Source organism: Micromonospora sp. NPDC049204 (assembly GCF_040647935.1).
Taxonomy (GTDB): domain Bacteria; phylum Actinomycetota; class Actinomycetes; order Mycobacteriales; family Micromonosporaceae; genus Micromonospora.
On the sequence record NZ_JBEZDC010000005.1, the window covers coordinates 46,801 to 67,631 of the forward strand.

Genomic DNA, 20,831 nt, shown 5'->3' on the forward strand with positions numbered 1-20,831 from the left:
AGCGCTACACGGTGGTGCGTCGCCACTGTTGGCTGGTGCCGGTGCCGCAGGTCCACTGCACGGTCTGGGCGCCGTCCGCGGTGGCGGCGTTCAGCACGTCCAGGCACTTTCCGCTGTGCCGGGCGACGAGCCGGACGTAGCCGGTGCCGAGATCCTCGACGCGCCACTGCTGGTTGGTGCCGCCGTTGCACGCCCACTGGATGACCCGGACGCCGTCGGCGGTGGCACTCGCGCCGCCGTACACGTCGAGGCACTTGCCGCTGCTGACGCTTGTCACCGTGGAATAGCCACCACCGGTGTCCTGGAACCGCCACCGCTGGTTGGCCTGCCCGTTCGCGCCCCACTGCACGACGTTCGCGCCGTCCGCGGTGGACGCGTTGGAGACGTCGAGGAGCTTCCCGCTGTGCCGCGCGGCCACGGTGGAGGTGGTCGGCGTGGGGGTGGTGGTCAGCGGCGCCAGCCGGTACAGGCCACTGCCGTGGGCGGGGAGGGACCCGCTGAGCGTGCCGGTGACGGTGCCGAGACTCGCGCCGGACCACAGGTCGGTGACGGTGGCCGAGCCGATGCCCAGGTCGGCCAGGTTCAGCGAGACGGTGGCGGTCGCGCTCTCGCGGTTGAACAGCGCCACGTACCGGTGGTCGCTGCCCGGCACGTCGGCGGTCCACACCTGCCGGGTGCCGCCGACGAGCTGCCGGTTGTTGGCGCTGTTCTGGTCGACGGCGAGGACCGCCGCGTTCGTCATCAGCGCCAGCTCGGCGGCGCGGTTCTCGACCAGGTTGCCGCCCCACATCAGCGGGGCCCGGTTGATCGCCCACAGGGTCATCAGCGTGCGCTGCTCATCGGCGGTGAGCGCCGAGTAGCGGGGTGCGCCGACCGGGCCGTACTTCGACAGCCGCCCGATCGGGATCATGTCCGGATCGGGCCAGGCACCGGTCGTCCGGTACGGCGTCCAGTTGCGCAACTGGTCGAAGAGCGCGTCGAGCGACGACCAGTTGTCCCACAGGTCGTTGACGATGCGCCACATGTGCGCGTTGTCCCGCACGTGCCCGCCGCTGGCCAGTGGTGTCGCACCGGGCGAGAGGCTCAGCACCATCGGCCGACCGCTGCGCTGGATCGCCGTCCGGTAACCCTCGACCTCGGCCTGCCGGTAGGTCGGGGCCGCGATGTCGTCCACCTTCACGTAGTCGACGCCCCAGCCGGCCAGGAGTTGGAAGACCGAGTCCAGGTACGCCTGCGCGCAGGCGTTGGACATGTTCAGGCCCCACATCAGGTTGAGCCAGGCCGCGGTGGTGCTGTTGTTGATCTGGTTGGCTCGACAGTTGGTGCCGAGGATGGGCACGTTGTCGGCCACCGCCTGCCGGGGGATGCCGCGCATCAGGTGGACGCCGAACTTCAGCCCCTGGGCGTGCACGTAGTCGGCGAGAGGCTTGAACCCGTTGTCGCCCGCCGCCGAGGGGAACCGCGTGGTGTCCGGCAGCAGGCGCCCGTTGGCGTCCATCCGCAGCCGGGGGTTGAGGCCGGCGTCCTGGTTGGGGCTGTTGTTGTGCTGGCCGGGGTAGTACCAGGCCCAGTCGATGACGACGTACTGCCAACCGTGCTGGCGCAGGTTGTCGCGCATGTAGTCGGCGTTGGCCCGGACGTCGGACTCGGTGACGCGCCAGTTGAACGAGTCGTAGCTGTTCCAGCCCATCGGCGGGGTGTCCGCCGTGCCGTTGTCCCACGCCGCGGCCGGCTTGCCGGAGATGACGCTGAGGCCGACGGCGAGCAGCACGACCAGAGCCGTGAGCCCGGCCATCCGACGTGCGGTGGAACGCGCGAGGACGAGCGTCATCGGACCTCCCGACAGACAGTGGTGGTTGTCGATGTTAACGCTCACACATCGCTTGTCAAGCGCACCGGGGGTAGACAGGACCCGTGACCTACTTCGCGGACCTGACGCCGTACACGTACCTGGAGCGGCGTGAGGACGAGCCAGGGTTAACCGACGAGCCGTGGCCGGACCTGCCGCTGCTCAACGTCGGTTGGCTGGACGCCGCGCATCCGTTCCCGACCGGCGCTCCCCCGGACGGCCTGATGCCAGCCCTGACGAAGCTGGCCACGGTGCGGGTCCGCCAGACACGCGGATACCACTTCTGCGAGATCTGCATCCGGGACATCGGCGGTGACGCCAGAGAAGCCATTCGGCTGGGCATGATCGCCCGCGAGAGCGCCGAGTTCCAGGTCCAGGGCGACGGCGTCGTGTACGCCGCACCTCAGCTCCTGCTCCACTACGTCTCCGTCCACGAATACCTGCCACCAGCCGAGTTCTGCGCGGCGGCTCTGGGTGCGACGAGCTGACACGGGTCGGCGCGTCACCCGAGGCGCCGGATGCGGACCTTCGGATCCTCGTCGCGCAGGTGGCCCGGCTCGTGTCGGTTGATGTGATCGCGGAACCAGTCGAGCGTGAAGCGGTGTGCGGCGATGCCGTAGTCGAGCGTTGCGCGTTGATGGGTGGCGAGGTCGCGGTGCTCCTCGGGCACCTCCAGGTCTCGGAGGTGCGTGGCGAGGGCCGAGAGCCTGGCGAGGTCGTTCTCGATGCGACCCGTGACACCGCGCAGCGCCGGTACGCGTTCGTCTGGCTTCAGCAGACCGAGGAAGTAGAGCCGGGACAGCGCCGCGGTTTCCAGATCGGACCCGGTCAGCTCTCCGGTCATCCACGCGTGGAACTCCTGCCGGCCGGCGTCGGTGACGCGGTACACCTTCCGTCCCCGCCCGCCGGCTTCGGTGCTGGCCACCTCGATGAGCCCTCGGGTGAGCAGGGTGTCCAGCGCCCGTTTGATGCTTCCGGAACTGGCGCTGTAGAAGAGCGCGACGCCGGCCTCGAATCCCTTGATGAGGTCGTAGAAGGTCTGCGGGGTGATCAGGAGCAGACCAAGGATCACGTGGGCCATTGGCCGAGTCTAGGTTGTTGCCTCTCAGAGACATGTCTAGTAGACATATGCTGGTGAGATCGTCACTGACCACAATCACCGCTCACGACAATCACGTTCCCGCCGGTGTCGACGCGCGACTGAGGGGCTTGCTGGAGAATCTCGTCGCGCACCGCGGCGTACACCACGCCAACCTCGCCGTCGCCAGCGGCGACGGGACGCTGCGCTGGTCGGCTGCCTGCGGGCGGGTCGGCGCCCACGATCAACCGGTGCGTCCCGACACCCCGTTCTTCATCGCCAGCGTCACCAAGCGGTTCATCATCGCGCTGGTTCTGCAGGCGCACGAACGCGGTGAACTCGACCTGTCCGCGCCGATCACCAGCTACCTGCCGGCGGAGACGACGACCGGCCTGCATGTCCTCGGAGGAATCGACCGTACGTCGGCGATCACGGTGCGCCACCTCGCCAGTCACACGTCCGGCCTGCCCGACCACTTCGAGAAGCGTCGGGAAGGCCCCAGCCTGAATGAGCGCCTGGCTACCGGGCAGGATCTGGCCTGGACCTTCGAGGACACCGTGCGGACCACGCGCGAGCAGCAGCGCCCGCACTTCACGCCGCAGGACCTCAGTGCCGTACGGCAGAAGGCCCGCTACTCCGACACCGGCTTCCAACTGCTGATCCGCATCATGGAGACGGTGACCGGTCGGTCGTTCGCCGACCTGCTGACCGAACGGATCCTCGGCCCGCTCGACCTGACGCACACCTGGCTCCCCGGGGATCCCCCGCCACCTGCGGCGTCCGCACCGCCCTCGCCGCTCTACGCGAAGCAGCGCCGCGTGGAGGTGCCCTCGATGATCGGATCCTGCAACGACCTGTTCAGCACCACCGCCGATCTCCTCACCTTTCAGCGAGCGCTCCTTGGTGGTGCCCTCTTCCGGGACACCCGCTCAGGGCAGCTGCTCACCGAGCGGCGCAACCGACTGCGCAACATCCCCGTCCTCAGGTACGGGCTGGGCACCATGTTCTTCACGGTCGGCCGGCTCATGTCGTCGGGCCGCCGCCCGGTCACGCTCGTCGGCCATTCCGGAGTCACCGGCACGTGGCTCTTCCACTGTCCACAGCTCGACCTGCACCTGGTGGGCACCGTCGACCAGACCAGGGGCCAGGCCATCCCCTACCGGGTGATGGCCCGGTGTCTGGGCGCTCTACGAACATGAGGCGACGACGACGCGCCGAACCTGAGCCGGAGTTAAGGTGATTTTCTCATTCCGGTCGGCGGCGCTGCCGTCACCCGTCGCCGACATCGACAGAATTCGAGGTAGCCAGTGCTCACCGTAGGCTCGGCGGACACGACCGCGGTGCCCGCGAGTGAGCGGTTCGGTTACTGGCACGACCTGGTGGCGCGTGAATCGGTCCCGATGCGGATCCACAGTGCCCACGCGGCAAACTTCCAGGCCCGGGCCGAGGTCATCAGTCTGGGTGAGATCGTCCTGTCGTCCTGGCGGTACCCGTCCCTGGACATGCAGCGGACCAGCACGTTCATCCGCCGCAGCGACCCGGAGATGTACGAGTTCGCGCTGCCGTTGTCCGGGCACGGCGGGGTGGAACAGGAGCGGCGGACCAACCTCTTCACGCCGGGGCAGTTCGCCGTCGTCGACACGTCGCGACCACACCAGTCGTCGCATCAGGGGCGGTCGCGGCTCGAGGGTCTGTTGACCACCCTGACGATCCTCGTGCCGCACGGTCTCGTACCGCTGCATCCCGACAAGATCGCGCAGCTCCTCGGCACCAACATCTCCGCCGTCGAGGGAATGGGCGCGCTGCTCAGCAACTTCGTACACCAGGTGTTGGGCCACCCGGAGCAGTACCAGGAGCGCGACGTCCCACTCCTGGGCATCGTCGCCCGAGACCTCATCTCCGCGACACTGGCCCAGCGCCTGGACCTCACCGAAGCCCTGCCGACCGAGGTACGCGGGCACAGCCTGCGCGTGCGCGTCAAGGCATTCATCGACGAGCACCTCGGCGACCCGGACCTCTCCCCCGGCACCGTGGCGGCCGCGCACCACGTCTCGCTCCGCAGCCTGCACCGGGCGTTCGAGGCCGAGGACCAGACCGTCGCCGACATCATCCGGACGAGGCGACTGGACCGGTGCGCGCGCGACCTGCGCGATCCCCTGCAACGCGGGCGGGCCATCCACACCGTCGCCGCCCGCTGGGGCTTTCCTTCCCAGGCCCACTTCAGCAGGGTGTTCACCGCCGCCTTCGGCATGTCCCCCCGAGCGTTCCGCAACGCCCCCTCGGCGCCCGACCGGCGTCGCTGACGAGACCGGTCAGTCGGTTCGGGTGCGGAGGCTCCGCGCGAGGACGGGAATCGTCACCGCCGCAGGCACCAGGTGCAGCCCGACGAGGGCGGCGATGGTCGCGGCGCTTGCCCCGGAGATGACCGGCGGGACCAACGAGATCGCGGTCAGCGACACCGTCGTCCACACGAATCGCTTGGCGGGACGAGCGCTCCACCGACGAAACGCGGCGGCGATGACGATGCCCACGACCGAGAAGAAGCCGGTCACCACGGCGAACCCGGCCAACGGGATCGTCTCGCCACCATCGGGGACCTCGAAGTCGACGCCACCGGCCTGGGCGAGCGCAGCGCCGAGGGTGGTGGCCACCACCGCTGCGAGCGCGGCGACGAGGCCGGTGCCGACGAGCCCACGGGTGGTCCGGCCCGGTGCCGGGCTCGCGCCGGACCCGAGCATCCGGTAGCCGCGCACGTGCACCGCCGGCTCGGCGACCTCACCAAAACCGCTCACGCCCAACTCGTTCAGCCGCGTATCCGCACTCATCACGTGATCCTTCCGCCTCGTCAGGTCCTGTCGCAGGTATGACGGGCAGGGGCGCCGAAACTCATCACTGTCATCGGGTCAGGCCGACCAGGATGGCCAATCGCGCCACGCCGGCCGATGGGCGTCATGGTCGCCGCTCACCCTGCACGGCGGCTTCGGGGCAACGAGCTGACACGGGTCGGCGCGTCACACGAGACGTTGGATGCGGACCTTCGGGTGCTCGTTCCGCAGGTGGCTCTGCTTGTGCTGGCGGACCTGCTCGTCCCAGACCTCCTGGTCGTAGTCGGGGCTGGGCGGGATCCACCTGTGTGACCCGTCGCTGTAGTGGAACTTCTCGTCTCCGGCCCGAATGATGCTCACCGCACCCAGCCGAGAAAGCGCCCCGGCTCGCAGGGCCAGTCGGCAGCACAGTACCCGCAGTTCCAGAGCGGTGAGGTCGGCTGATGGAGGGTCGTCACGACGTGCCCTGGGCGGGCCAGTGGACGCGGTTGATTGGGAGACGATGACGGCTTCGGCACGGCAGGTCGGTTCCGCAACAGCAGATTCGTCGCCAATGCCGCCAGGACCAGACAGGCCGGTGCCTACGGGCCAGGGTCAGTGCGACCACCGCGAGGTATTCGTCGTACGAGACGCGTCGCACGCGTCCTCCCCGTCTTGGCGAGGGCGGCCAGCCACCCCTGAGGTTGAGGGGGACGCGGCGACCAGGCGAAGTCCGCACCGCCCGCCGCATCCCGTGGCGGGGACGTTACGGAGGGTTTCGGGGCATCGTGGGTAGAGTTCGTACCCCTAGATCAAGAGACGAGACCGACCTTCAGTGCGAGATCTCGGGCGTCCTCGCGGCTGGACGGCGGCCCGCTGAGCAGGTCCAGAGTGATCTGTCGGGCGTAGCCGTTGAAGCGGACCGTCTCCGGGGCCGACTCGTGCGCCTGGCGAAGGTTCGCCATGGCGGTGTCACTGTCGCCCTTGCCGTAATGGGCCCGGGCGACCTCGACGAGGTGTCGCGCGCGGCGGGGTCGCGACGGAATGGCTGCTGCGTCGTGGCGCCGTGCCTGCCGCACCGCTTCGCCGGACTTCTGCAACTCGACGGCCACGGTGACGGCGTGGGCACCCATGATGACGCGGGAGAACGACGTCTGCGGCTGGTAGAAGCCCTGCGGCAGGCGCTGCGCGATCCGATCGGCGTGGTCCCAGTACCGCCAGGCACGACCCTCCTCACCTGCTCGGGCAGCGGTGTAAGCGGCTTCGAAGTGGAGCGCGCCGAAGAGGGCCAGGAGGTTGGTGTTCGCGTCGGACGCACGCGCCTCCAGGGCGGAGAGGACGTCTAGCGTCACCGCCATGGCGGTGTCCCAGTCGCCCGCGTCCCGGTGCACCTGGCACAGAAACCACCCCGCGCAGGCCAGCGCCTCGGGATCACCGGACTCCTGCGCGGCCACCATCGCGCGGTCGGCGACGCGCCACAGAATCTCGGCGGCCGGCTGGTAGGCGAGGAACATCTGCGCGAGCCCGAGCGCCTCGCCCAAGAGCGCCTGGGCTCGTCGACGCTCGTCACCCTCGTAGGTCAACGCCGCGCGTTGGACGTCGCGGAGCAGGTCCGGCAGGAGGGCGCCCAGCACCGTGCGATGGTCCGGCGCCTGATGGCGTGCCCGCCAGGCCGCAGCGAGACGGTTTCCGAGCCGACCCAACGGCTCAGGCGTGGCGTCGCCGGAGAACGTGTAGCGGTTCACGGCGTCCCGAACCGAGGCGAGCGCCGGATGTTCCGGCCCGTTCACGATCGCGGAGCGGTCGCTCAACTCCCCGACCAGGACCGACAGGTCGACCTTGAGGGCACGCGCGATCCGGTCGAGCATGTGGACGCGCGGCGGCAGAATGCGGTCGGTCTCCACTGCCTTGACCCACTCGGCGCTGCGACCCACCAGGCCGCCGAGTACGGCACGAGTCTTGCCCGAACGCTCGCGGTAGACCTTGAGCCGCTGACCGAACGTCAGCTCCGGCAGGGAATCCATCCCGAACCTCCTCGTGGCGCGGGACGTCGTACCGGCCCGTCCGCCGCCACGCCCCACGCTACCGACCGGCGCGCCGCCCAGGAACCCGCACACGCCCCCGCCCGCGGCCCCGACCCCGGCGCCTTTCGGTGGTGATCGACACGAGGTCAGCGATATCGGGGTCTCCTACGCGCTCGGACACCCCGATATTGCCGATCCCGTGTCGATCATCGCCGTGGACCAACAGGCGGGACGGTCAGGCGGGGACGCCGGCCGGCGTGGTTGCTTCGTCGGGGCGTGCCGCCGAATCGTCGTCGTGCTCGTCGAGCATGGTGGCCTCGTCGAACGGGTCGTCGCCCTTGAGCACTCCGACCGCCCGGTCCCGGTCGAACTCGCCGGTCCAGGTGCCGACCAGCACGGTCGCCACCGCGTTGCCGGCGAAGTTGGTGAGCGCGCGGGCCTCCGACATGAACCGGTCGATGCCGACGATCAGGCCGACCCCGTCCACCAGGTCGGGCCGGTGCGACTGGAGCCCGCCGGCCAGGGTCGCGATGCCGGCGCCGGTGACGCCCGCCGCGCCCTTCGAAGCAATGATCATGAACAGCAGCAGCGAGATCTGCTCGCCGATGGAGAGCGGGTTGCCCAGCGCGTCGGCGATGAACAGCGACGCCATGGTCAGGTAGATCGCCGTGCCGTCCAGGTTGAAGGAGTACCCGGTCGGCACCGTGATGCCCACGACCGGCTTGCTCACGCCGAAGTGCTCCATCTTCGCGATGAGCCGCGGCAGCGCCGACTCCGACGAGGAGGTCGACAGGATCAGCAGGAACTCCCGGCCCAGGTACCGCAGCAGCGAGAAGATCGAGATCCGGGCCACGAACCAGAGCAGCGCGCCCAGGATGACCAGCACGAAGATCAGACAGGTGGCGTAGAAGCCGAGCATGATCTGGGCGAGGCTCTTGAGGGCGTCCACGCCTGTCGCGCCGACGACGGCGGCCATGGCACCGAACGCGCCGACCGGCGCCAGCCACATGATCATGGCGAGGACCTTGAAGACGACCCGCTGAATGACGGCGATCGCGCCGAGCACGGGCTCACCGCGCCGGCCCATCGCCTGCACGGCGAAGCCGACGAGCAGCGCCACCAGCAGCGTCTGGAGCACCTCCCCCTCGGTGAGCGCGGAGAACAGCGTGGTCGGGATGATCCCGAGCAGGAATTCCGTCGTACCGCCGGCCTCGTCTCCGGCGGCGGCCTTGCCCGCGCCCGCGAGGTCCTGGCCGAGATCCAGGCCGGAGCCGGGGTGGATGAGGTTGCCGACGACCAGGCCGATGGCGAGCGCGACCGTCGACATGGTCAGGAAGTAGCCCAGCGCCAGGCCGCCGACCTTGCCGACCTTCGCCGCCTGGCGGACGGAGCCGACGCCGAGCACGATCGTGCAGAAGATGACCGGGCTGATCATCATCTTGATCAGGTTGACGAAACCGGTGCCGACCGGCTTGAGTTCCTTGCCGAAATCGGGGGCGACCAGGCCGACCACGATGCCGGCGAGCACGGCCACGATGACGGCGAGGTACAGGTAGCGGGTACGGTCCCGGCGGACCGCCGGTGCCGGTGTGGTGGCGGATGTGGTGGTGTCCATGTCGACAATGTGAACCGTGTCTCACCCGTTGACAGCCTTGCGGTCATTCTGTTCACCGCGAACGCGACAACGGCAGCGGCGCGACGAGGAGGTGGTGAAGGTGGCTCGACGGCAGTGGAGCATCGCGGGGCAACTCTTCGCCCTCCAGGCGATGGTGGTGACGCTGCTCGTGTTGGCCGGCGCGGCGGGCGCGGCCTGGCTGGCCCGCGTCGACTCCCGCCAGGCCGCGCAGGAGAAGGTGCTCGCGGTGGCGCAGACCGTGGCCGGCTCCCCCGACGTCCGCGCGGCCCTCACGACCGCCGACCCGGCCAGCATCCTTCAGCCGTACGCCGAATCGACCTGGCGGGCCACGGGCACCGACTTCGTGGTGGTGATGGCCCCCGACCGCACCCGTTTCTCGCACCCGACCCGGGACCGCATCGGCGAGCCGTTCGTCGGTGACATCGGGCCCGCCCTGGCGGGCCGCGCGTTCACCACCACCAACGTCGGGACGCTCGGCGAGTCGGTGCGCGCGGTGGTGCCGGTGTACGACGAGCAGAAGCGCATCGTCGGCCTGGTGTCGGTGGGCATCACCACCCGGGCCATCAACCGCAAGCTGCTGCGCCAACTTCCCGTGCTGCTGGGCGTCGCGACGCCGGCGCTCGCCCTCGCCGCGACCGGTTCGTGGCTGCTCAGCCGCCGACTTCGCCGGCAGACCCACGGCCTGGGACCGACGCAGATGACCCGGATGTACGAGTACTACGACGCGGTCCTGCACTCGGTGCGCGAGGGTCTCGTGGTGCTGACCACCGATCGGCGGGTGGCGCTGGTCAACGACGAGGGTCGGCGCCTGCTGGGCCTCGACGCCGACGACCCGGTCACCGACCAGCCGGTGGCCGGAATCGACCTGCCGCCCGCGGTGGCCGAGCTGCTCGGCTCCGGCCGCGACGCCCTCGACGAGCCCATGCTGGCCGGTGACCGGGTGCTGGTGGCCAACCAGCGGACCGCCCGCTTCGAGGGGGCGCCGCTCGGCACCGTGCTGACCCTGCGCGACCAGACCGAGCTGCGGACCCTGGCCAGCGAGCTGGACTCGGTCCGCGCGCTGACCGAGGCGTTGCAGGCGCAGACCCACGAGTCGGCCAATCGGCTGCACACGGTCCTGACGCTTGTGGAGCTGGGCCGGGCCGACGAGGCGGTCCGGCTCGGCACCCGGGACCTGGCCCTGGCGCAGCAGCTGACCGACCGGGTGGTCGACGCGGTCACCGAGCCGGCCCTGGCCGCGCTGCTGCTCGGCAAGTCGGCACAGGCCGGCGAGCGCGGGGTGGACCTGGTCATCGAGCCGGACTGCCGCCTCGACGACAGCCCACTGCCCACCAACGACCTGCTCACCGTCGTGGGCAACCTGATCGACAACGCCCTGGAGGCGGTCGCCGGCACGCCCCCGCCGCGCACGGTACGGGTCTTCGTCGGCGCCGTCGACGACGAACTGGTGGTCCGGGTCGCCGACAGCGGACCCGGGCTGGCCGCGGACCGGGTGGCGGACGCGTTCCGGCGCGGCTGGTCCACGAAGAGCACCGGACGGGGTCTCGGTCTGGCGCTGATCGGGCAGGTGGTCCGCCGCCACGGTGGCCGCTACGAGGTGACCCGCTCGGACGACGGGGGCAGCCTGTTCACGGTCCACCTACCGGTCGGCGGTGCCCCGCGATGACCGACATCCGGGTGCTGGTCGTCGAGGACGAGCCGCTGCTGGCCGAGGCGCACACCGCGTACACCGAACGGGTTCCCGGTTTCGTGGTGGTCGGGGTGGCGCACACCGCGCGGGCCGCGATGGCGGCGTTGCGCGCGGGCGACGGCGGCGACGTGGACCTCGTACTCCTGGATTTTCGGCTGCCCGACCTGCACGGCCTGGACGTCTGCCGGGCGCTGCGGGCCGCCGGCAGCAACGTCGACGTGCTCGCGGTGACCTCCGCCCGGGACCTGGCGGTGGTACGCACCGCGGTGTCCCTCGGGGTGACCCACTACCTGCTCAAACCGTTCACGTTCGCGGCGTTCCGCGACAAGCTGGAACGCTACGCCGACTATCGCGCCCAGGCGCTCGCCGACGGCGAGGTCGCCGCCCAGCACGAGGTGGACCACATGTTCGCCACCCTGCGCGGCACCGCCGGGCACAGCCTGCCCAAGGGGCTCGACGCGCAGACCCTCAATCGGGTACGCGCGGCGCTCACCGACGGGACCGGCCCACAGGCGGGACTGTCCGCGACCGAGGTGAGCGGGCTGACCGGCATCTCCCGGGTGACCGCACGCCGCTACCTCGAATACCTGGTGACCGTCGACCGCGCGGTCCGCAGCCCCCGCTACGGCACCCCCGGCCGCCCCGAGGTCGAGTACCGCCCAAGGTGACCGTGCTTCCGCGCCGAGCCGGTAGGTCTCTCGAGCCGTGCCTCCCGGTGAGTGCCCCGCCGCAAGATCGCGCAATATCCTGGTTGTAGTGGCATCCGGGACGCCCGACACCACTACATCCAGGTTCGAGCACGATCTTGGGGCCACGTGCCCCACGCGGGAGCACCGCCTGGTCGGGAACCCGGTGGCGGGGTGAAGATCCGTTGTTAGACTTGGCGAGTTGGGTTGGTGACACGACCAGGGAGACCAGACATGGCGGGTGACGACGACATCTCCGGGTGAGACCGGACGTGTTCGGCCATCGGTTCGGCGCGCGTAGGCGCAGCCGCCGAGGCCATGTCGTCGTTCCACCGGTCCCGTGTCGTCGGGCGACCTAGGCGCGCCCACCCCACCCTTTGAGGTCACTCTCATGTCTGATGCGTTCATCGTCTGCTCGAACCTTTCCTTCTCCTGGCCGGACGACACCCCGGTCTTCTCGGAGTTGTCCTTCACCGTCCCGGGCGGGCGCACCGGCCTGGTCGCGCCCAACGGCGCCGGCAAGAGCACCCTGCTGCGGCTGATCGCCGGGGAGCTGCCGCCCAGCGGTCGCAGCGTCACCGTCGACGGCCTGCTCGGCTACCTTCCGCAGACCCTGCCGATGGTCGGCGACCTGACCGTGGCGCAGGTGCTCGGCGTCGCCGAGCGGATCGCGGCGCTGCACGCCATCGAGGCCGGCGACGCCAGCGAGGCACACTTCGCCACCATCGGCGACGACTGGGACATCGAGGAGCGCACCCGCGCCGAACTGGACCGGCTCGGCCTCGGTGACCTGGCGCTCGACCGGCGGCTGCACACCCTCAGCGGCGGCCAGGTGGTCTCCCTCGGCCTGGCGGCGCAACTGCTGCGCCGCCCGGACGTGCTGCTGCTCGACGAACCGACGAACAACCTGGACGTGGAGGCACGGCACAAGCTCTACGACGTGCTCACCGACTGGTCGGGGTGCCTGCTGCTGGTCAGCCACGACCGGGAGCTGCTGGACCGGATGGACCGCATCGCCGAGCTGGACCGCGGTGAGATCAACTGGTACGGGGGCAACTTCACCGCGTACACCGAGGCGGTGCAGGCGGCGCGGGAGGTGGCCGAGAGCAACCTGCGCAACGCCGAGCAGGAGGTCAAGCGGGAGAAGCGGGAGATGCAGCAGGCCCGGGAGCGGGCCGACCGGCGGGCCAGCAACGCCTCCAAGAACCTGAAGAACGCCGGCCTGGCGCGGATCGTGGCCGGTGGGCTGAAGCGCAGCGCGCAGGAGTCGGCGGGCCGGGCGCAGGAGACCCACTCCAACCGGGTCGGATCGGCCCAGGCGCGCCTCGACGAGGCGGGCCGGGCGGTGCGCGACGAGGACCGGATCACCGTGGACCTGCCGGACACCACCGTGCCGGCCGGGCGCACCGTCTTCTCCGGCCAGGGGATGCGTGCCCGCTTCGACGATCGGGAGCTGTTCGGCGGCGACGGCGCCGACCTGGTGATCCGGGGGCCGGAACGGATCGCGCTCACCGGGGCGAACGGCGTCGGCAAGTCGACCCTGCTGCGCCTCGTCAACGGTGACCTGGAACCGGCCGGCGGCGACATCAAACGGGCGGACGGACGGATCGCGTACCTGTCGCAGCGGCTGGACCTGCTGGACCTGGACCGCTCGGTGGCGGAGAACTTCGCCGCGTACGCGCCGAGCCTGCCGGACGCCCGGCGGATGAACCTGCTGGCCCGGTTCCTGTTCCGGGGCTCCCGGGTGAACCTGCCCGTCGGGGTGCTCTCCGGCGGTGAGCGGCTGCGCGCCACCCTCGCGTGTGTGCTCTGCGCCGAGCCGGCACCGCAACTGCTGCTGCTCGACGAGCCGACGAACAACCTGGACCTGGTCAGCGTCGCCCAGTTGGAGAGTGCGCTGTCCGCGTACCAGGGGGCGTTTGTCGTGGTCAGCCACGACGAACGGTTCCTCGCCGAGATCGGCGTGCAGCGGTGGCTGCGGCTGGCCGACGGCCAGCTGCGGGAGATCGCGGCCCCCGACCGGGACTGAGCCCGACGGCCCGGCCGGATGTACGCCGGCCGGGCCGCGGACCCGTCAGCTCACGTTGGCCGGGCCGAGGACGCTCTTCAGGTCACCCATCAGCGCGGTCGTCGCCGCCACCCGGAACGGACCCAGCCGCAGGGTGGTGGTGCGGCCGCCGTTCTGGAGTTTGACGTGCACCTCGGTGTCGCCGGGGTGCAGCACCAGGGTTTCCTTCAGTTTCTCCACCAGCGGCGGTGTGCAGCGGTGCACCGGAATGGTGAGGGTGACCGGCTTGTTGGTGGCGCTGGTGCTGACGTCCGGCATGGACATGTCCATCGCCATGATCCGTGGGGTGTCGTCGCGGCGGTCCACCCGGCCCTTGACCACCACGATGGCGTCCTCGGCGATGTACTGCCCGATCACCTCGTAGGTGTTGGGGAAGAACAGCGTCTCGACCCCACCGGCCAGGTCCTCCAGGGTGGCCGAGGCCCAGGCCCGGCCCTGCTTGGTGACCCGGCGCTGCACTCCGGACAGGATGCCGGCGAGGGTGACCACCGCCCCGTCGGGCACCGCGCCGTCCTCGGCCAGGGAGGCGATCGTGGTGTCGGCCGCCGCGCCGAGGACGTGCTCCAGGCCGAACAGTGGGTGGTCGGAGACGTACAGGCCGAGCATCTCGCGCTCGAACGCCAGCTTGTCGCGCTTGTCCCACTCGCTCTCGCTGATGACCGGCATCACCGTCGTGCTGCCGGTGTCGGCGTCGCCGAAGCCGGCGCCGAACAGGTCGTACTGGCCGACCGCCTCCTTGCGCTTCACGTCGGCGTACGCGTCGATGGCGTCCGCGTGCACCGCGAGCAGGCCCTTGCGGGGGTGCTCGAGGGAGTCGAACGCGCCGGCCTTGATCAGCGATTCGATTGTCTTCTTGTTGCAGACCACCGCGTCCACCTTGGACAGGAAGTCGTAGAAGTCGGCGTAGTCGCCCTTCTCCTCCCGGCACCGCATGATCGAGGCGACCACGTTCGCGCCGACGTTGCGCACCGCGGCCAGACCGAAGCGGATGTCCTTGCCGACCGGGGTGAACGGTCCGGCCGAGGTGTTCACGTCCGGTGGCAGCACCTGGATCCGCATCCGGCGACACTCGGACAGGTAGAGCGCCATCTTGTCCTTGTCGTCACCGACGGACGTCAGCAGCCCGGCCATGTACTCGGCCGGGTAGTGCGCCTTGAGGTACGCGGTCCAGTAGGACACCAGGCCGTACGCGGCGGAGTGCGCCTTGTTGAAGGCGTACCCGGCGAACGGCACCAGGACGTCCCACACGGCCTGGATCGCCTCGTCGGAGTAGCCGCGCTCGCGGCAGCCGTCCCGGAACGGGATGAACTCCTTGTCGAGGATCTCCTTCTTCTTCTTACCCATGGCCCGGCGCAGCAGGTCCGCCTGACCGAGGGTGTAGCCGGCGAGGATCTGCGCGGCGCGCTGCACCTGCTCCTGGTAGACGATCAGGCCGTGGGTGGGTGCCAGGATCTCCCGCAGCGGCTCCTCCAGCTCCGGGTGGATCGGGGTGATCTCCTGGAGGCCGTTCTTGCGCAGCGCGTAGTTGGTGTGCGAGTCGACGCCCATCGGGCCGGGTCGGTACAGGGCCAGGACCGCGGAGATGTCCTCGAAGTTGTCCGGCTTCATCAACCGCAGCAGGGACCGCATCGGCCCACCGTCGAGCTGGAACACGCCCAGGGTGTCACCGCGGGCCAGCAGCTCGTACGCGGCCGGGTCGTCCAGCGGCAGGGCCAGCAGGTCGAGCTTGAGGCCGTGGTTGAGTTCGATGTTCTTGACGGCGTCGTCGATGATCGTCAGGTTGCGCAGGCCGAGGAAGTCCATCTTCAGCAGCCCGAGCGACTCGCAGGTCGGGTAGTCGAACTGCGTGATGATCGCCCCGTCGGCGTCGCGGCGCGTCAACGGGATGTGCTCGATGATCGGCTCGGCGGACATGATGACGCCGGCGGCGTGCACACCGGTCTGCCGGATCAGCCCCTCGATGCCCTTCGCGGTGTCGATCACCTTGCGGACGTCCGGGTCGGAGTCGTACAGGCCGCGGATCTCGCCGGCCTCGGCGTAGCGGGGGTGCTTGGTGTCGAAGATGCCGGTGAGCGGGATGTCCTTGCCCATCACTGCCGGCGGCATCGCCTTGGTGATCCGGTCGCCGACCGCGTACGGGAAACCAAGCACCCGGGCCGAGTCCTTGATCGCGGCCTTCGCCTTGATCGTGCCGAACGTGGCGATCTGGGCGACCTTGTCCTCACCCCACTTGTCGGTGACGTACTTGATCACCTCACCGCGCCGACGCTCGTCGAAGTCGATGTCGACATCCGGCATCGACACGCGCTCGGGGTTGAGGAACCGCTCGAAGATCAGGCCGTGCTGGATCGGGTCCAGGTCGGTGATGCCCAGCGCGTACGCGACGAGCGAGCCGGCGGCCGAACCACGACCCGGACCGACCGAGATGCCCTGGCTCTTGGCCCACTGGATGAAGTCGGCGACCACGAGGAAGTACGACGGGAAGCCCATCTGGTTGATGACGCCCAGCTCGTACTCGGCCTGGACGACGTGCCCCTCCGGGATGCCGTTCGGGTAGCGGCGGCCCAGGCCGGCGAACGTCTCCTTGCGGAACCAGGACTCCTCGGTCTCCCCGTCGGGCACCGGGAAGCGCGGCATCAGGTTGTGGAACTCGAACATGCCCTTCGGGTCGACCTTCTCGGCGACCAGCAGCGTGTTGCGGCACCCCTGCTGCCACAGCTCGGACGAGTCCACCGCGCGCATCTGGTCGGCGCTCTTGACGAAGTAGCCGCCACCCTCGAAGCGGAACCGGTTGGGGTCGTCGATGTTGCTGCCGGTCTGCACGCAGAGCAGCACGTCGTGGGCGGTGGCCTGCGCCTCGTGGGTGTAGTGCGAGTCGTTGGTGACCACCGGCGGGATGTCCAGCTTGCGGGCGATCTCGGTGAGCCCCTCGCGGACCCGGCTCTCGATGGAGAGGCCGTGATCCATGATCTCCAGGAAGTAGTTGTCCTTGCCGAAGATGTCCTGGTAGCTCGCCGCGACCTTGAGCGCCTCGTCGAACTGGCCCAGCCGCAGCCGGGTCTGCACCGCGCCGGACGGGCAGCCGGTGGTGGCCATGATCCCCTCGGCGTGCTCGGCGATCAACTCCATGTCCATCCGGGGCCACTTGACGTAGTGCCCCTCCATGGACGCGCGCGAGTTGAGCGTGAACAGGTTCTTCAGGCCCTGCGCGTTCTTCGCCCACATCGTCTTGTGGGTGATCGCGCCGTTACCCGAGACGTCGTCGCTCTTCTGCTCCGGCCGACCCCACTTGACCCGCGCCTTGTGGTAGCGCGACTCCGGCGCCACGTACGCCTCGACGCCCAGGATCGGGGTGATCCCGGCGGCCATCGCCTGGTTGTAGAAGTCGTTCGCGCCGTGCATGTTGCCGTGGTCGGTGATCGCCACCGCCGGCATGCCCAGCCGGTTGGCCTCGGCGAACAGGTCCTTCAGCCGGGCCGCTCCGTCGAGCATCGAGTATTCGGTGTGCACGTGCAGATGCGCGAACGAATCGGCCATGCCTGGCGCCCCCCGGCGGTGTGGATCTTGTTGGTCGGAGCCGACCGGGACCTACCCTACCGAGGTGATCTCGACGGCTCCACCGTCCGCGCCGGGGGTCGTGGCCCTCGTCTCGTCCGCCGGGCGGTCCACCGAGCCCGCGCCTCCCCGCCGCGCAAAATGAGCCTAGGCTCATCAGCATGGCGAGGTACTACGACGTGCACCCGGAGAACCCCCAGCCCCGAATCATCGGCCAGGTCGCCGACCTGATCCGAGGTGGTGGGCTGGTCGCCTACCCGACGGACTCCTGCTACGCGCTCGGCGTCCAGCTGGGCAACGCGGACGGGCTGGACCGGATCCGCCAGATCCGCCACCTCGACGACCGGCACCACTTCACGCTGGTCTGCCGGGACTTCGCGCAGCTCGGCCAGTTCGTGCAGATCAGCAACTCGGTCTTCCGTCTGGTGAAGGCGTCCACCCCGGGCAGCTACACCTTCATCCTGCCGGCCACCAAGGAGGTGCCGCGCCGGATGTTGCACCCGAAGAAGCGCACCGTCGGTGTCCGCGTACCCCGGCACACCGTCACCCAGGCGCTGCTGGCCGAGCTGGCCGAACCACTGGTGTCGAGCACCCTGGTCCTGCCCGGCGACGACGAGCCGATGACCCAGGGGTGGGAGATCAAGGAACGGCTCGACCACCAGCTCGACGCGGTCCTCGACGCCGGCGACTGCGGCAAGGAGCCGACGACCGTGATCGACCTGTCCGGCCCCGAGCCGGAGATCCTGCGTCGGGGTGCCGGGGACGTGTCCCGCTTCGAGTAACGCGCCGGTCCGGGTCGGGTGCCGGACCGTACCGGGCCACGCCGGTGTCACCGGTCGTACGCTCGGGGATCGGCACCGGCGAGCATTGGACACCCGGCATGCCCGACGCGGACGACATCGACGCCCTGGCCCGGTCCGCCGCGCACGGCGACCCGGCGGCGCTGGACGCCCTGCTGGTGGCGGTGCGCCCCGAGGTGCTGCGGCTGTGCGCCCGGTTCCTGCCCAACCGGGAGGACGCCGAGGAGGCCTGCCAGGACACGCTGCTGGCGCTGGCCAACGGCATCGCCCGGTTCGAGGGGCGCTCCTCGTTCCGCACCTGGCTGCACCGGCTGACCGCCAACCGGTCCCGCTCGACCTACCGCACGCTGCGCCGCCGCTGGCGGCTGGAGGCCGGCGGCGTACCGCTGCCCGACCGGGCCGACCCGCGGCGGACCAGCGTGGTCGCGGGCACCCGCCTCGACCTGCTGGACGCCTTCGACTCGGTCCATCCCGACCTCGCCGAGGTGGTGGCCCTGCGCGACGTCCTCGGGCTGAGCTACCCCGAGATCGCCGCCCTGCTCGACGTGCCGGTGGGCACCGTGAAGTCCCGGTTGCACCTGGCCCGCCGACAGGTCCGGCAACGGCTCGGCGCCGAGTGAACGCGGCATCGTTCCGCCGGCTCGTCGTCGTCCTCGCGGCCACCGCGGGGGTCGCCGCCTGCGGCGCCGACGCCGTCTCGCCCCTGCCCGTCCAACCGCCCGGCCCGAGCCGTTCGACGCCGACACCCGCCACCCCCGCCACGACCACCATGCCCGCCACGACCCCCGCGACCGCCGGGTCGCCGACGCGACCGCCGCCGACCAGCGCGCGCCCGGTCCCGGCACCGCCCGAACCCACCCGGACCAGGGGTACGCCCCGCACGACTCCCCCGCCGGCCGACGCGACGCCGGCCTGCCAGGGCGCGGTCCGCTACGACCTGCCGCTCGCCGAGACCGAGATCGAGTTGCTGCGATCGCTCTGCTTCGCCACCGGTGCGGTGCTGCGGATCCAGGGCATCGGGCCGGGGCTCGTCACCGTGGACCGTCCAGAGTTGGTCTCGCAGCAGTACGAGGCGGGCGTGGTGGACATCCGCTTCGTCCGCCCCGGCACCGTCGCTGTGACGATCCCCAAGGACGGCCGGGAGCACACCATCACCGTGGTGGTCCGCTAGCGCGCCTACCGCAGGCGTACGCCAGCGAGCAGGGTGTCCACGAAGTCGGGTCCGCTGCCCGCGGGCGGGCTTATCTGCACGTACACCAAGGCGGGCCGGCCCGGGTGCGTGGCGGCCGACTCGATGATCTGCGGCCGACCTCGGTCGCAGCGGTACGCCACCACCGTCCACTCGACACCCGCCGGCCGGATGAGCCGGGACGGCGCGGGCGCGCAGTCACCGTGGGTGCGCTCGGCCAGGAACCCGGCCGGCGTGGCGCGTGCCGCCGTGGTGGCGGAGAGGCCCACGAACGCGCCGGGCAGACGAGGGTCGGCGGCCCACCGGCGGGGTTGGGGTGACATCACCAGCGCCGGTTCGGGTTGGCCGTCGGCACCGTACTGACCGGCCCAGGTCGCCCCGGTGGCGGACCAGCCGGGTGGCAACACCACGGTCAGCGGCCCGGTCGTGTACGTGCCGCCGACCGGCCGCGCCGACCCGACTCCACCCGGCTCGGCACCCACCGCACCCACCAGGACTGCCACGACAGCGGCCCCGGCCACCCGCAGCAGCCAGTACCGACGGCGCACGGGACCGGTCGCCACAGCCAGCCCCACCTGGTCGCTCACGCGGGTCAGCGCGGTGTGCAGGGCCGCGGCGTCGGGATAGCGGTCGGCAGGGTGGTGGGCGGTGGCCTGGGCGAGCACCGCCGCGACCGCTGGCGGCACGTCTGCCCGCAGTCGGATCTCCGGGGCGTACCCGGGCGGGTCGGCGCCCAGCAGCCGGATGCCGAGCCGGCCGAGCCCGTACACGTCGGCGCGGGTGTCGATCACCGCGCCCGGGTTGTCCTGCTCGGGGGCCATGTAACCCGGGGTACCGGCTCGGGCGGTCAGCCCGGAGGCGGCGGCGAGCGCCTTGGCCAGGCCGAGGTCGGCGATCAGCACCTTCTCGGTGTCGGGGTCGTCCGGACCGGCGGAGTGGAACAGGATGTTGCCCGGGGTGAGATCACGGTGCACGACGCCGTGCCGGTGCAGCACGGCAACCCCCGCGCAGATCTCGCCGAGCAGCCGCAACGCCGTGGGCGTGGGGATCTCACCGGCGGCCAGGCGGTCCCGCAGGCTCCCCCCGTCCGCCCAGGCCAGGACCGCGTACGGCCGGCCGTCGGGCAACTCACCGACGGCGTGCACCCGGATCAGCCGCTCGTGGTCCAGCCGGCGCAGCAGCCGGGCCTCGTCGCGGAAGCGTTCCCGGACCCGCAGGTCGTGGCTCCAGTTCTCGGCCAGCACCTTGATCGCCACGTGCGCGTCGAGCGCCCGGTCGTAGCCCAGCCAGACGGTCGCGAACGATCCGACGCCGAGCAGTCGCTCGATGGCGTAGGGCCCGATCCGCAGTGGAGCCGTCACCGCGTCACCCCCGGCCGGCGTTTCCTTGGAGAGTAGACCGGGTCGGTCGCAAACCCGACGAACCGTTGGCCCCGGCGCGGTGACTAACAGG

At 70.5% G+C, this 20,831-nt stretch carries 17 protein-coding genes; 9 read left to right on the forward strand and 8 right to left on the reverse strand.

Annotated features, from left to right (window positions below; genetic code table 11):
* Positions 1-4 precede the first annotated feature (4 nt).
* Complete coding sequence (locus AB0A90_RS11645) at positions 5-1,831, reverse strand: alpha-galactosidase (RefSeq protein WP_357245302.1); 1,827 nt, start codon at positions 1,829-1,831, stop codon at positions 5-7.
* 83 nt (positions 1,832-1,914) lie between these two features.
* On the opposite strand from AB0A90_RS11645, the gene AB0A90_RS11650 reads away from it, so the two are divergent.
* Positions 1,915-2,337 (forward strand): hypothetical protein, encoded by a 423-nt coding sequence (locus AB0A90_RS11650; protein WP_357245304.1) that lies wholly within the window; start codon positions 1,915-1,917, stop codon positions 2,335-2,337.
* Between the two features lie 14 nt (positions 2,338-2,351).
* Here the strand turns inward: AB0A90_RS11650 and AB0A90_RS11655 are convergent, their stop codons facing one another.
* Entirely contained in the window at positions 2,352-2,930 is a 579-nt protein-coding gene (locus AB0A90_RS11655) for a helix-turn-helix transcriptional regulator (RefSeq protein ID WP_357245306.1), read from the reverse strand.
* Positions 2,931-2,983: 53 nt separating this feature from the next.
* Between AB0A90_RS11655 and AB0A90_RS11660 the strand changes: the two genes are divergently transcribed.
* Both AB0A90_RS11660 and AB0A90_RS11665 read left to right on the forward strand, forming a co-directional pair.
* Positions 2,984-4,126, forward strand: a complete 1,143-nt coding sequence (locus AB0A90_RS11660; RefSeq protein WP_357245308.1) for a serine hydrolase domain-containing protein — start codon at positions 2,984-2,986, stop codon at positions 4,124-4,126.
* Positions 4,127-4,234: 108 nt separating this feature from the next.
* Complete coding sequence (locus AB0A90_RS11665; protein ID WP_357245310.1) at positions 4,235-5,230, forward strand: helix-turn-helix domain-containing protein; 996 nt, start codon at positions 4,235-4,237, stop codon at positions 5,228-5,230.
* 9 nt (positions 5,231-5,239) lie between these two features.
* Here the strand turns inward: AB0A90_RS11665 and AB0A90_RS11670 are convergent, their stop codons facing one another.
* The 4 genes from AB0A90_RS11670 to AB0A90_RS11685 all read right to left on the reverse strand — a co-directional run bounded on the left by AB0A90_RS11670 (position 5,240) and on the right by AB0A90_RS11685 (position 9,370).
* Entirely contained in the window at positions 5,240-5,752 is a 513-nt protein-coding gene (locus tag AB0A90_RS11670; protein ID WP_357245312.1) for a DUF6069 family protein, read from the reverse strand.
* A gap of 186 nt (positions 5,753-5,938) precedes the next feature.
* Positions 5,939-6,112, reverse strand: coding sequence for a hypothetical protein (locus AB0A90_RS11675; protein ID WP_357245314.1), 174 nt, complete (start codon positions 6,110-6,112; stop codon positions 5,939-5,941).
* A 431-nt stretch (positions 6,113-6,543) separates the two neighbouring features.
* Positions 6,544-7,755 carry a transcriptional regulator gene (locus tag AB0A90_RS11680; RefSeq protein ID WP_357245316.1) on the reverse strand — a complete coding sequence of 404 codons (1,212 nt, stop codon included), beginning with the start codon at positions 7,753-7,755 and terminating at the stop codon, positions 6,544-6,546.
* Between the two features lie 235 nt (positions 7,756-7,990).
* A complete protein-coding gene (locus AB0A90_RS11685; RefSeq protein WP_357245318.1) occupies positions 7,991-9,370 on the reverse strand; it encodes a cation:dicarboxylase symporter family transporter in 1,380 nt (459 codons plus the stop codon).
* A gap of 100 nt (positions 9,371-9,470) precedes the next feature.
* On the opposite strand from AB0A90_RS11685, the gene AB0A90_RS11690 reads away from it, so the two are divergent.
* The 3 genes from AB0A90_RS11690 to abc-f all read left to right on the forward strand — a co-directional run bounded on the left by AB0A90_RS11690 (position 9,471) and on the right by abc-f (position 13,796).
* Entirely contained in the window at positions 9,471-11,057 is a 1,587-nt protein-coding gene (locus AB0A90_RS11690; RefSeq protein WP_357245320.1) for a sensor histidine kinase, read from the forward strand.
* Positions 11,054-11,749, forward strand: coding sequence for a response regulator (locus tag AB0A90_RS11695; RefSeq protein WP_357245322.1), 696 nt, complete (start codon positions 11,054-11,056; stop codon positions 11,747-11,749). Before AB0A90_RS11690 ends, AB0A90_RS11695 begins: the two co-directional genes overlap by 4 nt.
* A gap of 409 nt (positions 11,750-12,158) precedes the next feature.
* Positions 12,159-13,796: a ribosomal protection-like ABC-F family protein gene (abc-f, locus tag AB0A90_RS11700; protein ID WP_357245324.1), complete on the forward strand. Its 1,638-nt coding sequence runs from the start codon at positions 12,159-12,161 to the stop codon at positions 13,794-13,796.
* 45 nt (positions 13,797-13,841) lie between these two features.
* On the opposite strand, the gene dnaE is transcribed toward abc-f, so the two are convergent.
* Positions 13,842-17,372 carry a DNA polymerase III subunit alpha gene (gene dnaE, locus AB0A90_RS11705; RefSeq protein WP_357245326.1) on the reverse strand — a complete coding sequence of 1,177 codons (3,531 nt, stop codon included), beginning with the start codon at positions 17,370-17,372 and terminating at the stop codon, positions 13,842-13,844.
* A gap of 179 nt (positions 17,373-17,551) precedes the next feature.
* Here dnaE and AB0A90_RS11710 point away from each other — a divergent pair, with 179 nt between their 5' ends.
* From AB0A90_RS11710 to AB0A90_RS11720, 3 genes are all read left to right on the forward strand, one after another.
* Positions 17,552-18,172 carry an L-threonylcarbamoyladenylate synthase gene (locus AB0A90_RS11710; RefSeq protein WP_357245328.1) on the forward strand — a complete coding sequence of 207 codons (621 nt, stop codon included), beginning with the start codon at positions 17,552-17,554 and terminating at the stop codon, positions 18,170-18,172.
* Between the two features lie 98 nt (positions 18,173-18,270).
* Positions 18,271-18,810 (forward strand): RNA polymerase sigma factor, encoded by a 540-nt coding sequence (locus AB0A90_RS11715; RefSeq protein WP_357245330.1) that lies wholly within the window; start codon positions 18,271-18,273, stop codon positions 18,808-18,810.
* Entirely contained in the window at positions 18,807-19,361 is a 555-nt protein-coding gene (locus tag AB0A90_RS11720) for a hypothetical protein (protein ID WP_357245333.1), read from the forward strand. The genes AB0A90_RS11715 and AB0A90_RS11720 overlap by 4 nt, the downstream gene beginning before the upstream one ends.
* A gap of 5 nt (positions 19,362-19,366) precedes the next feature.
* Here AB0A90_RS11720 and AB0A90_RS11725 read toward each other — a convergent pair whose 3' ends face one another.
* Positions 19,367-20,740 (reverse strand): serine/threonine-protein kinase, encoded by a 1,374-nt coding sequence (locus AB0A90_RS11725; RefSeq protein ID WP_357245335.1) that lies wholly within the window; start codon positions 20,738-20,740, stop codon positions 19,367-19,369.
* Positions 20,741-20,831: the final 91 nt, after the last annotated feature.

Bases quoted from the DNA above. Each gene is read 5' to 3' on its own strand.
- AB0A90_RS11645 (WP_357245302.1), bottom strand. From the start codon at position 1,831: ATGACGCTCGTCCTCGCGCGTTCCACCGCACGTCGGATGGCCGGGCTC.
- AB0A90_RS11655 (WP_357245306.1), bottom strand. From the start codon at position 2,930: ATGGCCCACGTGATCCTTGGTCTGCTCCTGATCACCCCGCAGACCTTC.
- AB0A90_RS11670 (WP_357245312.1), bottom strand. From the start codon at position 5,752: ATGAGTGCGGATACGCGGCTGAACGAGTTGGGCGTGAGCGGTTTTGGT.
- AB0A90_RS11680 (WP_357245316.1), bottom strand. From the start codon at position 7,755: ATGGATTCCCTGCCGGAGCTGACGTTCGGTCAGCGGCTCAAGGTCTAC.
- AB0A90_RS11685 (WP_357245318.1), bottom strand. From the start codon at position 9,370: ATGGACACCACCACATCCGCCACCACACCGGCACCGGCGGTCCGCCGG.
- AB0A90_RS11695 (WP_357245322.1), top strand. From the start codon at position 11,054: ATGACCGACATCCGGGTGCTGGTCGTCGAGGACGAGCCGCTGCTGGCC.
- abc-f (WP_357245324.1), top strand. From the start codon at position 12,159: ATGTCTGATGCGTTCATCGTCTGCTCGAACCTTTCCTTCTCCTGGCCG.
- dnaE (WP_357245326.1), bottom strand. From the start codon at position 17,372: ATGGCCGATTCGTTCGCGCATCTGCACGTGCACACCGAATACTCGATG.
- AB0A90_RS11710 (WP_357245328.1), top strand. From the start codon at position 17,552: ATGGCGAGGTACTACGACGTGCACCCGGAGAACCCCCAGCCCCGAATC.
- AB0A90_RS11715 (WP_357245330.1), top strand. From the start codon at position 18,271: ATGCCCGACGCGGACGACATCGACGCCCTGGCCCGGTCCGCCGCGCAC.